The sequence below is a fragment of the Cellulomonas sp. NEAU-ZC6 genome (assembly GCF_056844425.1).
The window spans coordinates 508,900-522,226 of the sequence record NZ_JBXFYH010000003.1 but is presented as its reverse complement, the minus strand read 5'-3'; the positions used below and the strand labels follow the sequence as shown (position 1 = coordinate 522,226).

At 76.3% G+C, this 13,327-nt stretch carries 16 protein-coding genes; 7 read left to right on the top strand and 9 right to left on the bottom strand.

The features are described from left to right. Nucleotides 1-195: 195 nt before the first annotated feature. Nucleotides 196-954 carry a DinB family protein gene (locus AC1050_RS15935; protein ID WP_482388377.1) on the top strand — a complete coding sequence of 253 codons (759 nt, stop codon included), beginning with the start codon at nt 196-198 and terminating at the stop codon, nt 952-954. Here AC1050_RS15935 and thpR read toward each other — a convergent pair whose 3' ends face one another. From thpR to infC, 5 genes are all read right to left on the bottom strand, one after another. Then, nucleotides 955-1,572 carry an RNA 2',3'-cyclic phosphodiesterase gene (thpR, locus tag AC1050_RS15930; RefSeq protein ID WP_482388376.1) on the bottom strand — a complete coding sequence of 206 codons (618 nt, stop codon included), beginning with the start codon at nt 1,570-1,572 and terminating at the stop codon, nt 955-957. It abuts the gene before it with no gap. Between the two features lie 28 nt (nt 1,573-1,600). Next, nucleotides 1,601-2,518, bottom strand: a complete 918-nt coding sequence (locus tag AC1050_RS15925; RefSeq protein WP_482388375.1) for a TrmH family RNA methyltransferase — start codon at nt 2,516-2,518, stop codon at nt 1,601-1,603. Nucleotides 2,519-2,656: 138 nt separating this feature from the next. Next, the gene (rplT, locus tag AC1050_RS15920; RefSeq protein ID WP_482388374.1) at nt 2,657-3,043 is read right to left on the bottom strand and encodes a 50S ribosomal protein L20; all 387 of its coding nucleotides are present in this window, start codon (nt 3,041-3,043) and stop codon (nt 2,657-2,659) included. A 61-nt stretch (nt 3,044-3,104) separates the two neighbouring features. Next, nucleotides 3,105-3,299 carry a 50S ribosomal protein L35 gene (gene rpmI / locus AC1050_RS15915; protein ID WP_454049046.1) on the bottom strand — a complete coding sequence of 65 codons (195 nt, stop codon included), beginning with the start codon at nt 3,297-3,299 and terminating at the stop codon, nt 3,105-3,107. Nucleotides 3,300-3,392: 93 nt separating this feature from the next. After that, nucleotides 3,393-4,502, bottom strand: coding sequence for a translation initiation factor IF-3 (gene infC, locus AC1050_RS15910; protein ID WP_482388373.1), 1,110 nt, complete (start codon nt 4,500-4,502; stop codon nt 3,393-3,395). A 278-nt stretch (nt 4,503-4,780) separates the two neighbouring features. On the opposite strand from infC, the gene AC1050_RS15905 reads away from it, so the two are divergent. The 3 genes from AC1050_RS15905 (at nt 4,781) to AC1050_RS15895 (ending at nt 7,316) form a co-directional block, all read left to right on the top strand. After that, nucleotides 4,781-5,209: a Fur family transcriptional regulator gene (locus tag AC1050_RS15905; RefSeq protein ID WP_482388372.1), complete on the top strand. Its 429-nt coding sequence runs from the start codon at nt 4,781-4,783 to the stop codon at nt 5,207-5,209. A 113-nt stretch (nt 5,210-5,322) separates the two neighbouring features. Further along, the gene (locus tag AC1050_RS15900) at nt 5,323-6,825 is read left to right on the top strand and encodes a catalase (protein ID WP_482388371.1); all 1,503 of its coding nucleotides are present in this window, start codon (nt 5,323-5,325) and stop codon (nt 6,823-6,825) included. Nucleotides 6,826-6,959: 134 nt separating this feature from the next. After that, on the top strand, nt 6,960-7,316 hold the full coding sequence (locus tag AC1050_RS15895) for a DUF1844 domain-containing protein (protein ID WP_454049050.1): 357 nt from the start codon (nt 6,960-6,962) through the stop codon (nt 7,314-7,316). Nucleotides 7,317-7,350: 34 nt separating this feature from the next. Here the strand turns inward: AC1050_RS15895 and AC1050_RS15890 are convergent, their stop codons facing one another. Further along, the gene (locus AC1050_RS15890; RefSeq protein WP_482388370.1) at nt 7,351-8,673 is read right to left on the bottom strand and encodes an MFS transporter; all 1,323 of its coding nucleotides are present in this window, start codon (nt 8,671-8,673) and stop codon (nt 7,351-7,353) included. A gap of 138 nt (nt 8,674-8,811) precedes the next feature. On the opposite strand from AC1050_RS15890, the gene AC1050_RS15885 reads away from it, so the two are divergent. From AC1050_RS15885 to AC1050_RS15875, 3 genes are all read left to right on the top strand, one after another. Then, entirely contained in the window at nt 8,812-9,537 is a 726-nt protein-coding gene (locus AC1050_RS15885) for a hypothetical protein (protein ID WP_482388369.1), read from the top strand. After that, a complete protein-coding gene (locus tag AC1050_RS15880; protein WP_482388368.1) occupies nt 9,534-10,277 on the top strand; it encodes a S1C family serine protease in 744 nt (247 codons plus the stop codon). The genes AC1050_RS15885 and AC1050_RS15880 overlap by 4 nt, the downstream gene beginning before the upstream one ends. Nucleotides 10,278-10,360: 83 nt before the next feature. Continuing rightward, nucleotides 10,361-10,942, top strand: a complete 582-nt coding sequence (locus tag AC1050_RS15875) for a hypothetical protein (RefSeq protein WP_482388367.1) — start codon at nt 10,361-10,363, stop codon at nt 10,940-10,942. Nucleotides 10,943-10,976: 34 nt separating this feature from the next. On the opposite strand, the gene AC1050_RS15870 is transcribed toward AC1050_RS15875, so the two are convergent. The 3 genes from AC1050_RS15870 to hisH form a co-directional block, all read right to left on the bottom strand. Beyond that, nucleotides 10,977-11,828: an SseB family protein gene (locus AC1050_RS15870; protein ID WP_482388366.1), complete on the bottom strand. Its 852-nt coding sequence runs from the start codon at nt 11,826-11,828 to the stop codon at nt 10,977-10,979. Next, nucleotides 11,825-12,565, bottom strand: a complete 741-nt coding sequence (gene priA, locus AC1050_RS15865; protein ID WP_482388365.1) for a bifunctional 1-(5-phosphoribosyl)-5-((5-phosphoribosylamino)methylideneamino)imidazole-4-carboxamide isomerase/phosphoribosylanthranilate isomerase PriA — start codon at nt 12,563-12,565, stop codon at nt 11,825-11,827. The genes AC1050_RS15870 and priA overlap by 4 nt, the downstream gene beginning before the upstream one ends. A 63-nt stretch (nt 12,566-12,628) precedes the next feature. Next, the gene (gene hisH, locus AC1050_RS15860; protein WP_482388364.1) at nt 12,629-13,276 is read right to left on the bottom strand and encodes an imidazole glycerol phosphate synthase subunit HisH; all 648 of its coding nucleotides are present in this window, start codon (nt 13,274-13,276) and stop codon (nt 12,629-12,631) included. Between the last annotated feature and the right edge of the window lie 51 nt (nt 13,277-13,327).

The following is a 13,327-nucleotide window of genomic DNA, read 5'->3' as shown; positions in this document are numbered from 1 at the left end:
TCGGGTCAGCCTGCGCTGACGCCGTGCCCGGGAACGGGCCCGGGAAATCGGCGGCTGCGACGCTGCGGGGTCATGCCGCCATGCTGCCACAGGCCACGACCTCGCCACGAGGCGTGCCGGGGCGTCGACACCGGCCGGTCGGGTCCGGGAGGATCGGCGGCGACCGCACGCGCAGGCGCTCGACGAGGAGACGTGATGCCCGACTTCGGCACGGACGACGACCTGCGGGGCGCGCGGTTCGTCGACGCGGACCTCGGCGGGGCCCGGTTCGTCCGGGCCGACCTCTCCGGGGTGGTGATGCGCGGCGTCGACGTCGCGGGGGCCGACGTCGACGCGCCGTGGCTGCTGGACGGCGGCGCCGGCCTGCGGGTGAACGGCGTCGACGTGGCGCCCTACGTGGACGCCGAGCTGGACCGGCGGTTCCCCGGCCGCGAGCAGCGGCGTGCCGCCGACCCCGACGGCCTGCGCGCCGCCTGGGCGGCCGTCGAACGCACGTGGGCGGCGACGCTCGACCGCGTCGCGGCGATGCCGCCCGGCACGGTCGACGTCCGGGTGGACGGCGAGTGGTCGTTCGCCCAGACGCTGCGGCACCTGGTGATGGCCACCGACACGTGGCTGCGTGGCGCGGTGCTCGGGATCGCGCGGCCGTACCACCCGATCGGCCAGCCGAACGAGGAGTACGCGGCGGACGGCCACGACCCGGGCGTGTTCGCCGCGGGCGTCCCGCCGTACGCCGAGGTGCTCGAGGTGCGTGCCGGGCGCGTGGCGATGGTGCGGGAGCACCTCGCGGCCGTCACCCCCGCGGTCCTCGCCGCCGAGCGCCCCGACCCGTGGGCTCCCGCCCACGTCGTGACGGTGCTGTCCTGCCTGCACACGATCCTCGAGGAGGAGTGGGAGCACCACCGGTACGCCGTGCGCGACCTGGACGCGATCGCGGCGGGACGCGCGGGCTGATCAGCCGGCGCCCAGGGGCCAGGAGCCGAGCGGCCGGTACAGCGGGCCCCCGGCGCGACCCTCGCCCGGGAGGGACTCGGTCAGCACCAGCTCCGACACCGGCCACCGCGGACCGCGGTACACCGCGAGGGCGTGCACCAGCAGGTCCCCCGGGTCGGGGGTCACCAGGTCGCGGCGCCGCCGGCCGCCGCGCGGCTGCGCCACCCGGCCGAGCGTCAGGTGCGGCCGGGACCGGACGCGGTCGTCGTGCCGGGCGCCGACGCCCTCGCCCGCGTCGCGGCAGCCCTCGACCAGGGCGTGCACCGACTCGACCGCACCACCCACCCCGGCCCAGAGGGTCCGGTGGGCGAACACCCCGGCGCCCGTCAGCTCCAGCTCGAACGGCCGGCCGGCGGCCGCGACGTCGGCCAGGTCCCCGGCGAGCTGCTCGGTCCGGCCCTCGCCCAGATCCCCGTAGAACGCCAGCGTCACGTGCCAGTTCTCGGCCGGGGTCCACCGCACTCCGTCCGGACCGCGCCCGGGTGCGGCGTCCGGGTCGACGCCCACGGCCGTCCGCAGCGCGGACGCGAGGTGCTGCCGGACCTCGGGGGTGGGCCAGAGCCCGGCGAAGACGCGCACCGGACCAGCATGCCCGACCGCGCGGCACTCAGCGGTGCGCCCGCGACGACGCGTAGAGGCAGACGGCGGCCGCCGTGCCGAGGTTGAGCGACTCGGCGCGCCCGCGCAGCGGCACCCGCACGACGGCGTCGGCCCGGTCCCGATCCTCCGGGGGCAAGCCCCAGGCCTCGTTGCCGAACAGCCAGGCCGTCGGGGCCCGCAGGTCGGCCCCCGGCGTCGGCGCGCCGTCCACCGCGCGGGCGGCGGCGTCCTGCAGGTCGTCCAGGTCCAGCTCGCCCGTGCCGTCGGCGGCCAGCACGGTCAGGCCCGCGGCGCGCAGCGCGGCGACGGCGTCCTCGACCGGCACGCCGGAGACGACGGGCAGGTGGAACAGCGAGCCGGCGGTCGACCGCACCACCTTCGGGTTGGTCGCCTCGACGCTGTCCCCCGCGATCACGACGGCGTCGGCGCCCGCGGCGTCCGCGACGCGGATCACCGTGCCGGCGTTCCCGGGGTCGCGGACGCGTGCGAGCAGCGCGACCAGCGTGGGACGGGTGGCCAGGACGGCGTCCAGCGCGCCGGCACCCAGAGGGCCCGCGGGCGGCTGCCCGGGCTGCCCGGGCTGCCCGGCGCCGTCGCCCGGCGCGTCCGCGACCGCGAGCACCCCCTGGGCGTCCGGCGACATCGCGTCGAGCACGTCGGCCTCGCCGAGGTGCAGGTAGAGCTCCGCGTCCCGGGCGTCGGACACGATCTCGGCGTACCGGTCGGCCGCCTCGGGCGTGAGGTACAGGTCGCGCACCAGCTGCGGCGTCCAGCGGACCAGCTCGCGGACCGCCTGCGGCCCCTCGACCAGGTAGCGGCCCGCGCGCCGGCGGCCGGCGCGGGTCCCGAGGGCGCGGACGGCGCGGACCCGGTCGGCGTGCGGGTTGGTGAGCGGGGGGCGGCCGTCGGCGGAGGTGCGGGACACGCCCCCATCCTCCCGTACCCGGGCCGCGCGGGTGCGCCGCACGCACCGGACCCCCGGGAGCCTGGTGGCTCCCGGGGGTCCGGGGTGTGCGTCGGCGTCCGCCCGTCGGGCGGCGTCGCGCGGGGTGCTACGGGTGCGTCAGGCCGCGGCGCGGGGCGCGTTGACGTCGGCCGGCAGCGCGTCCTTGGCCAGCTGCACCAGCGCGTTGAACGCGGGGGCGTCGTTGACGGCCATGTCGGCCAGGACGCGACGGTCCACCTCGATGCCCGCGAGCTTGAGGCCCTGGATCAGGCGGTTGTAGGTCAGGCCCTGCTCGCGCGCCGCAGCGTTGATCCGCTGGATCCACAGCTTGCGGAAGTCGCCCTTGCGCGCCTTGCGGTCGCGGTAGGCGTAGACGAGGGAGTGGGTGACCTGCTCCTTGGCCTTGCGGTACAGGCGCGAACGCTGCCCGCGGTAGCCGGCGGCGCGCTCGAGTGTTGCCCGGCGCTTCTTCTGGGCGTTGACCGCCCGCTTCACGCGTGCCACGTGATGCTCCTTGCGTTGTTCTCAGGTCGGCGTGCCACCGCGGCGCTCGCGCGCCGGCGGGTCACTTGCCGAGCAGCTTCTTGATACGGGGGGCGTCGGCCGGGGTGACGACCTGGTCGGTGGCGAGACGGCGCGTGCGGCGGCTCGACTTGTGCTCGAGGAGGTGACGGGCGTTCGCCTGCTCGCGCATGACCTTGCCGCTCCCGGTGATCCGGAAGCGCTTCTTCGCACCGGAGTGCGTCTTGTTCTTCGGCATGGCTGCCGTCTCTCCTTGTCGTCGCATCGCGCACACGGGTGCGCGACTCGTCGTCCGTCCGGTCCCGGTGGGGTCCGAGCGTGGTGGTGCTGGTCAGGCGTTCTGCGACCCGCCGGGCGACCGGGGAGCCGGTCGCGCCGCGGGACGCGGGCTGGGTGCCGGGCGCGGCGCGGGCCGCGGGGTCGGCGTCGCCGTCGGCCGGGGGGCCGCGGCGGGCTTGGGTGCGGCAGCCGGCTTCGGGGCGGCGGCCGGCGTGTTCGTCGCCTCGGGCTTCGGAGCCGACGCCGGCTTCGCGGCCGCGGGCCGGGACGCGGCGGGCCGGGTCGCGGCAGCCGGTCGCGGTGCCGACGGGGCCTTCGGCGCCGCCGGGGCGGCGGCCTCCGGTGCCGGGGCGGGCTCGGGCTGCGCGGCCGGGGTCGTCTCCGCTGCTGCGGGGGCGGCCTCGGGTGCCGGGGCGGCGGTGGGCTCGGCGACCGGGGCGGGTGCCTCGGTCGGCGCCGACTCCTCCGGCGCGGCGGACTCGTCCACGACCCGCTCCTCGCGGGCCGGGCGGGCACGACGCTGCTCCTGGCGCTGCTCGGCCTTCTTCTTGGTCGGGCCGAGCACCATGATCATGTTGCGCCCGTCCTGCTTCGGCATGCTCTCGATGAAGCCGAGCTCCGCGACGTCGGCAGCCAGACGCTGCAGCAGGCGCACGCCCATCTCCGGGCGCGACTGCTCGCGACCGCGGAACATGATCATGACCTTGACCTTGTCGCCGGCCGCGAGGAACCGCTCGACGTGGCCCTTCTTGGTGCCGTAGTCGTGCGGGTCGATCTTGAGCCGGAAGCGGATCTCCTTGAGAACCGTGTTGCTCTGGTTGCGCCGGGCCTCGCGGGCCTTCATGTCTGCTTCGTACTTGAACTTGCCGTAGTCCATGATCTTGCAGACGGGCGGACGGGCATCCGGCGCGACCTCGACGAGGTCGAGGTCGGCGTCCTGGGCCAGGCGCAGTGCGTCCTCCACGCGGACGATGCCGACCTGCTCGCCGTTCGGGCCGACCAGGCGGACCTCGGCGACGCGGATCCGATCGTTGATGCGGGGCTCGCTGATGTGGTGCTCCTCGAAGTCGTCGTGACGACCGCCGGGAACGAGGAAGGCCCCCGAACCTGAGCACAGGCGGGGGCCGACGGATCCGCGGTGCGCCCGCACGAGACGGTGCACCGAACGAGCCACGCCCCCGCGAGGGGCACGGCCTGGACCGGGACCTGGACCCTGCTGCCGGCGGACCGGGCGGTCGGGACTCAGGTGGGATTCGACTCCACTTGTGCGCCTGGTCCGCCCGCTCGTCCTCGCGGACGCACGACCGATCCAGGCCAGTCGCGGACAACTGTAGCAGAACCTCGCCGGGAGCCCGGCCGGCCCGACGGCCACTCCCCCGGACGTGACACGCCGTCAGATACCTACTTGAACAGTTCCAGAAAGCATGCCAGGGTGAGGACATGCCCGTCGACCAGCACGCCGACCCCGCGGAGCTCCTCCGCGACCGGGGCCTGCGCGTGACCGCCCCCCGCCTCGCCGTGCTCGAGGCCGTCGAGCAGCTGCCGCACGCCGACGCGGACGCGCTGCTGCGGCACGCGCGCTCCGCGCTGCCCACCGTGTCCGTCCAGGCCGTCTACGACGTGCTGCACGCCCTGACCGACGCGGGCATCCTGCGCCGCATCGAGCCCGCGGGGCACCCGGCGCGGTACGAGCGCCGGGTCGACGACAACCACCACCACGTGGTCTGCCGGCAGTGCGGCGCCGTCGGCGACGTCGACTGCGTCGTGGGCGAGGCGCCCTGCCTCACCCCGAGCTCCACGTCGGGCTTCTCGATCGAGCTCGCCGAGGTCACGTTCTGGGGTCTGTGCCCCGCCTGCCGCGCCGCCTGACCCCTGCGACCACCACCCCCTCGACCCCCTCGACTCCCGGTCGGGCGAACCCTCGCCCGACCGGTCCCCGGCGCGCCCTCGACCGGCGTGCCGCCGACCCGGAAGGACACCCTGTGACCCAGGTCCACCCGACCACCACCAACTCCGGCGCCCCCGTGGCCTCCGACGCGCACTCGATGTCCGTCGGCGCGGACGGCCCGATCGTCCTGCACGACCACTACCTGGTGGAGAAGCTCGCGCAGTTCAACCGCGAGCGGGTCCCCGAGCGCGTCGTGCACGCCAAGGGCGGCGGCGCCTTCGGCACGTTCACCACGACGGGCGACGTCAGCCGGTACACCCGCGCCGCGCTGTTCCAGCCCGGCGTCGAGACCGAGATGCTGGCGCGGTTCTCCTCGGTGGCCGGCGAGCACGGCTCCCCCGACACCTGGCGCGACCCCCGCGGCTTCGCGCTGAAGTTCTACACGTCCGAGGGCAACTACGACCTGGTCGGCAACAACACCCCGGTGTTCTTCCTGCGCGACGGCATCAAGTTCCCCGACTTCATCCGCTCGCAGAAGCGGCTGCCGGGCTCCAACCTGCGCGACAACGACATGCAGTGGGACTTCTGGACCCTGTCCCCCGAGTCCGCGCACCAGGTCACCTGGCTGATGGGCGACCGCGGCCTGCCGCGCAGCTGGCGCACGATGGACGGCTTCGGCTCGCACACCTACCAGTGGGTCAACGCGGCCGGCGAGCGGTTCTGGGTCAAGTACCACTTCAAGTCCCAGCAGGGCATCGACAACCTGTCCGGCGACGAGGCGGCCCAGCTGGCCGGCTCCGACGCCGACCACCACATCCGCGACCTGTTCGAGCACATCGCCGACGGCGAGTTCCCGCGCTGGACGCTGTCGGTCCAGGTCATGCCGTACGAGGACGCGAAGACCTACCGGTTCAACCCGTTCGACCTGACCAAGGTGTGGCCGCACGCGGACTACCCGCTGATCGAGGTCGGCACGATGGAGCTGAACCGGAACCCCGAGAACTACTTCGCGCAGATCGAGCAGGCGACGTTCGCGCCGAGCAACTTCGTCCCCGGCATCCAGACCAGCCCGGACAAGATGCTGCTCGCGCGGATCTTCTCCTACGCGGACGCCCACCGGTACCGCGTCGGAACCAACCACCAGCAGCTGCCGGTGAACGCGCCGCGGTCGGAGGTGCATTCGTACTCCAAGGACGGCGCCGCGCGGTACTCGTTCAACGCGCCCGAGGTCCCGGTGTACGCCCCCAACTCGATCGGCGGCCCGGCGGCCGACCCGGCCCGCGCGGCCGAGTCCGGCGGCTGGGAGTCCGACGGCGAGATGGTGCGGTCCGCCGCGACCCTGCACCCGGAGGACGACGACTGGGGCCAGGCCGGCACCCTCTACCGCGAGGTGTTCGACGACGCCGCGCGGGCCCGGTTCCTGGAGACCATCACCGGTCACGTCGGCGGCGTGAAGAGCGACGTGATCCGCGCCCGGGCGATCCAGTACTGGACCAACGTCGACGCGGGCCTCGGCGCCGCGCTGTCCGCCGCCCTGGCGGGGACCGCGCCGCTCGAGACCGGCGAGCCGGCGACCGCGAGCACGCCGGTCGCCTGACCCGGCCGGCGCGCCCCCACGCGCCGACCCCCGCAGCGCCCGTCGACCCGGCTCCCGCCGGGGCGGCGGGCGCTCGTACGTCCGCCGCGCGGTCCGGGCGGAGAGCCGCCGCGGCGGATGAGAGGATCGGCGCCATGAGCGAGACCCCCGACCCCACGACCGCCACCCGCGACATCGCCGACGTGGCCGCGGTCGAGGTCATCACGACCGCCGCCGTGCACCTGATGAGCGCCGCCGCCGTCAAGTGCGGCCTGGCGCCCGACGAGGACGGCCGCAGCGGCGCGGAGCACCTGGACCTCGACGAGGCCCGCAAGCTGATCACCGCGCTGGCCGCGCTGGTGACGGCGTCGGCGCCCGACATCGGCAACCAGCACGCCCGCTCGCTGCGCGACGGGCTGCGGTCGCTGCAGCTCGCGTTCCGGGAGGCGAGCCCGTTCCCGGACGCGCCCGGCGAGGGACCGGGCGAGAAGTTCACCGGCTACGTGAGCTGACCCGGCCGGGCGCGCCCACCCCGGCGCGCCGCGCTCAGCCCGCGGTGGGGGCGTCCTGCGGCAGCGGACGGGCGGGCACGTCGTCCGCCCCCACCGGAGCCGGGGTCGGCACGACGCCGCCCGGGGCGGTGGCCCGGTCCCCCGGCACCTCCTCGAGCACGGCGGGCACCGCGCCCGGCAGCACCGGTCCGCGGCGGCGCCGGACGAGCGCCAGCACCGCGAGGCCGAGCACCGACAGCAGCAGGCCGACGCCGCCCGTCGCGGCGAACCCCGCGCCCGGGCCGAGGCCGTCGATCACCGCACCGATGACCGGCGCGCCCAGGGCGGCGCCGACGGTGTTCGCGGTGCCGCTCCAGCCCATGACCTCGCCGCGCCGGTGCTCCGGCACCGAGCGGACCAGCGAGGCGTTGATCGCCGACAGCGCCGCGGCGCACGGCAGGCCGGCGACCACGACGGCCACCGCGAGCTGCCACTGCGTCTGGGCGAACGCCGCCGGGACGGTCGCGGCGCCCAGCAACGCGACCAGGACGAGCGGGTGCAGCTCGCGCTTCTGCGCGCCGTAGACCAGGCCGCCCACGACGGACCCCACGCACCACAGCGCGATCATCCAGCCGACGGCGGCCTCGTTCTGCCAGCCCTGCAGCGCCGCGACGATGCCCACGTCCGTGCCGTTGAGGATGAGCGCCGCCGCCGACGCGGCGGCCAGCACCACCAGCAGCCCCGGGGTGACGAGGCGCGGCCGGCGGCCGGTGTGCTCGGGCACCACCGCTCCCCCGGCCGACCGCGTCGGCGGGTTGAACCACATGAGCAGCAGGCCGGCGGCGACGGTGGAGACGCCCACGAGCGTCAGCGCGGCGGTGGTCGACACCTGCGTCGCGACCAGCACGCCCAGCGTCGGCGCCAGCATGAACGTCATCTCGGTCGCGACCGAGTCCAGCGCGAAGGCCGTGCGCTGCTGCTCCACCGGGACGAGGACCGCGAGCGACTGCCGCACGACGGAGAACACCGGGACCAGGAACACGCCGGCGACGACCGCGGCGACGAGCAGCGCCTCGTAGCCCAGCCGCGGCGCGACCAGCCACACCGCCGACTCCACGAGGACGGACGGCAGCAGCGCGCGGCGCAGGCCCAGCCGGTCCACCCGGCGACCGCGCCACGGCGAGCCGATCGCGACGCCGACCGTCATCGCCGCGGCGACGAGGCCGGCGCGCGCGTACCCGAGGCCGAGCGGGCCCACCACGTGCAGGGTGAGCACGACGCCGGTCATCGCGTGCGGGATGCGGGCGACGAACGCGACGAGGACCAGGGGCAGGACACCGGGCAGGCGCAGCAGGCGGCCGTAGGGAGCGAGGGACACCGCAGGATTCTCGCCCCCGCGGGGCCGTTCGGTCGACAGATTCGCACCGTCCGGACGGTGCACCGGACGTGACGTCGCGCACACCGGGCGCGCCGGACGTCGCGCCCGCCCGCGCCGGGTCCCCGTAGGGTGGTGCTCGTGACGTCTGCCACCGGGCCGAACGACCCGATCGGCCCGCCGCGGCCGACCGGGGCCTCGTCGTGGCCGGGACCGCACTCCTCGACCACCACGGAACCGCCCGGCGCGCGCCCGCACGCAGACGCCGGCCACCCCGACCGGCCCGGTCACCCCGACCGGCCGGCGCACCCCGAGCACGCGCACCTCGCGGAGCCCGCCGCGCCGCGGCGCCGCCGTCGCCCGTGGGCCGTGGTCGTGCTGGCGGTGCTGCTGGTGCTCGTCACCGCGCTGGCCGCCTACCTCTGGGTGCGCACCGACCGGTACGAGCGGTACGCCGACGACGTCGAGGCGCAGGCCCGGGTGATCGGGACCGACCTCGCGACCCTGCGCGCGGAGCACGACGGCACGGTCTCCGAGCTCGCGGCGGTCAACGACCAGCTGGCGACGGCGCAGACCCGGATCACCGAGCTCGCGGACGAGAAGGCCCAGGTCGGCGACGACCGCGAGGTGCAGCGCCAGCTGGTGGACTACCAGGAGCGGATCTCACAGGCCGCGGCGAACGTGGCCTCGGCCCTGACCACCTGCATCGACGCCCAGAACCAGCTGATCACCTACCTCGCCGACGCGGCCGCGTACGACCCGGCGGACCTCGAGCGGTTCAAGTCCGACGTCCAGGGCGTGTGCGCGACGGCCACCGAGGCCAACACCGAGCTGCAGCGCCAGCTCGCCGCCGGAGCGGCCGGGTGACCCGCCCCGCCGTCACCCGTGCCGTGGGCACCGCCGCCGCGGCGGTGCTGCTGCTCGCCGGCTGCGCGGTGCTCCCGGCGATGCCCGAGCCCGTGCCGACCGACCTGGTGCCGTCGAGCGTGCCCGTGGCGACGCCCTCGTCGTCGGGCAACCTGTCCCCCGACGGCTTCGACGCGGCGCAGCGGATGGCGGTCCGCATCCGCAACGTCGGCTGCAACTCGCTGTCGACGGGGTCGGGGTTCGCGATCGACTCCTCGACCCTGATCACCAACCGGCACGTCGTCGCCGACTCCTCCGACCTGCAGCTGAGCACCTACGACGGCCGCGACGTCGCGGTCACGGCGTCCTCGGCCGCGGCGCTGGCCGACCTCGCCGTCGTCCGCACCGCCGACGCGCTGCCGACCGCCCCCGGTCTGGCCGACGCCGACCCCGACCCCGGCGACGAGGTCACCGTGGTGGGGTACCCGCAGGGCGGTGCGCTGACCGTCACCAGCGGGCAGGTCATCGGCGCGACGACGGACCCGCTGAACGAGAACCTCGGGCAGGTGCTGGTCACGAACGCCGAGGTGGAGCCCGGCAGCTCCGGGTCCGCGGTGCTCGACGCGGAGGGCCGCGTCGTCGGCGTGGTGTACGCGAAGAACTCGACCGGCCAGAGCTTCGTGGTGCCGGTCAGCACGCTGCGCCAGCTGCTCGCGGACGAGACGGCGTTCGCCCCGACCACGTCCTGCACCGGCGGCTGACCGGGTCGACCCGGTCCGGGCCTGGTGCCGCCCCCTGCGGGCGTGCCACGGTGGACGGACCCACCGACCTCGGGAGGACGACGATGACCGACGAGACGCACCCGGACCTGACGGCGATGACCCGCGCCGCGAGCGACATCTTCTCCGTGCAGCGGGTGTTCGGCCCGGCGTACGAGCGCGGCGGCACGCTGGTCGTCCCCGTCGCGAAGCTGGTCGGCTCGCACGGCGTGGCGGGCGCGCACGCCGACGCCCGGCTGGGCATCCGCAAGGGGGCGCCGGGCGGCTCCGGGGGGCCGGGCGGTCCGGACGCCCCGGGCGGGCACGGGCCGGAGGACGCCGCCCCGGGCCCCGGGCCCGAGGGCGCGCCGGCACCGGCCGACGCGCCCGCCCCCGGACCGTGGCACCGCGGACCCGGGCGCGGCCCGGGCGTCCGCGGGCCGCAGTGGCCGTTCGGCAGCGGCCGGCCGTCGGGGCGCAGCGGCGGCCACGCCGACAGCGGCGGCTACGCGGGCCGCGTGAAGCCGCTCGGCGTGTACGTGATCACGGAGGACGGCGCCCGCTGGCAGCCCGCGCTCGACCTGAACCGGGTGATCCTCGGCGGGCAGGCGCTGGGCGCGGTGACGGTCGTGGCCCTGGCGTGGGCGCTGCGGCGGCGGCGTCACTGACGACGGGCCGCCCGCAGCCCGTCGGCGGACGCCGTCAGCGCAGCCGGACCTCGACGGAGTCCACGCGCTGGGTGACGGTGTCGTCCGCCGCCAGCGCCTCGCCGACCCGGCGCAGCACGGCGTCCAGAGCGGCGCGGTCCAGACCGGCGACGAGCGTCAGCACGACGGCGACCTCGGCGCGGGCACCGGGCACCGCGTCGACGTCGACGAGGGGCGTCGTGGGTGTCGTGGGCGTGGCCGGTGCCGCGGCTGCTGTGCGGCGGCGCCGCAGCCACACGCCCGGACCGCCGCGCTCCGGTGCCGGAGCGGGGGTGGGGGCGGGAGCGTCCGGGAGGGCCGCCCGCACCGCCGCGCGCACGGCGGACCGCACCTCGGGGTCCACGGCCGGGCCCGAGGCGTCCCGGATGACCGCCGGGTGCCAGGGCTGCTGCTGCGCGAGCGCCCAGACCGCCGGCCGGGGCAGCAGGGCGGTCACGGGGCCGCCGGCGTCCAGCACCAGCAGCTCCCAGCCCTCGCTGACCGCGGACAGCGCCGCACGTACCACCTCGGTGGGCACGGGCCGGGCCTCCGGCCGCCAGGCGGTCATCGCCGCCACCGACGAGAACACGGGCAACGCGGTGCGGCCGTCGGGCGCCTGCAGCGCGACGATGCCGGCGGACGCCTCCTTGTCCACCGTGTGCGCGTGCCCGCCGACCTCGACCGTCTCGGCCACCTCGAGCTCCGCGAGCACCGGGACCAGCACGCGGGTGCCCGCGAGGGCGGCGACGACGCCGTCCAGCCCGCCGGTCCCCGCCCCCAGGGCGGCCAGCGCCTCGGCGACCGCGGGGTCGGCACCGCCGTCGTCCCCCGCGAACGCGGAGGTCGGCGGCAGCTCCCGCCCGGTCACGGGCGCCCGGCGACGTCCAGGGCCTCGGGCAGCGTGAACGCGCCCGCGTAGAGCGCCTTGCCGACGATCGCGCCCTCGACGCCCGCCGGGACCAGCTCGCGCAGCACGCGCAGGTCCTCGAGCGAGGAGATGCCGCCCGACGCCACCACGGGCGCGTCGGTGCGCGCGCAGACCTCGCGCAGCAGCTCGACGTTGGGGCCGCGCAGCGTGCCGTCCTTGGTCACGTCGGTGACGACGTAGCGGGAGCAGCCGGCGGCGTCGAGCCGGGCCAGCACCTCCCAGAGGTCGCCGCCGTCGCGGGTCCAGCCCCGGGCGGCGAGCGTCGTGCCGCGCACGTCCAGGCCGACGGCGATCGCGTCGCCGTGCCGGGCGATGGCGTCGGCCGTCCACTCGGGGTCCTCGAGCGCGGCCGTGCCGAGGTTCACGCGGGTGGCCCCGGTGCTCAGGGCGCGCTCGAGCGACGCGTCGTCCCGGATCCCGCCCGACAGCTCGACGCGGACGCCCTTGCCGGACAGCACCTGCGCCACGTCGGCGAGCAGGTCCGCGTTGGACCCGCGGCCGAAGGCGGCGTCCAGGTCGACCAGGTGGATCCACTCGGCGCCGCCGGCGTGCCAGTCGAGCGCCGCGGCCAGCGGGTCGCCGTAGGAGGTCTCCGAGCCGGCCTCGCCCTGGACGAGCCGGACGGCCTGGCCGTCGGCGACGTCGACGGCGGGCAGGAGCTGCAGACGGTCGGGCATGGGTCTCCTCGTTCGGGTCGCGGCGGGCGCCGCGCACAGGGTGCGGTGGTGCGGGTGGCGCGCTCAGCCGAGCGAGCGCACCCAGTTCTCGAGCAGCTGCGCGCCCGCGTCCCCGGACTTCTCCGGGTGGAACTGCGTGGCGGCGAGCGGGCCGTTCTCGACGGCGGCGACGAACCGGCCGCCGTGGTCGGCCCAGGTGACCAGGGGCGGGGCCATCCGGTCGGGGTCGGCGGTCTCCGCCAGCGGGAAGTCCCGCGCGGCGTAGGAGTGCACGAAGTAGAACCGCTCGTCCTCGACGCCGGCGAACAGCCGGGTGCCCTCGGGCGCCTCGACGGTCGACCAGCCCATGTGCGGGACGACGTCCGCCTCGAGGCGGTCCACCGTGCCGGGCCACTCGCCGAGGCCCTCGGTCCGCACGCCGTGCTCGTCGCCCTCGCCGAACATGACCTGCATGCCGACGCAGATGCCGAGCACCGGCCGGCCGCCCGCGAGCCGCCGGTCGACGATCTGCTCGCCGCGGACGCCGCGCAGGCCCGCCATCACCGCCGCGAACGCACCCACGCCGGGGACGACGAGGCCGTCCGCGTCGGCGGCGTGCTGGGGGTCGGACGTCAGCTCGACCTGGGCGCCGACCCGCTCGAGGGCGCGCACGGCCGAGCGGACGTTCCCGAATCCGTAGTCCAGGACGACGACTGCAGGCTGGCTGGGCACCGGTCCAGGTTACCGGCCGCGGGCGGGACCAGCCGCCCCGCGTCCGGTGCG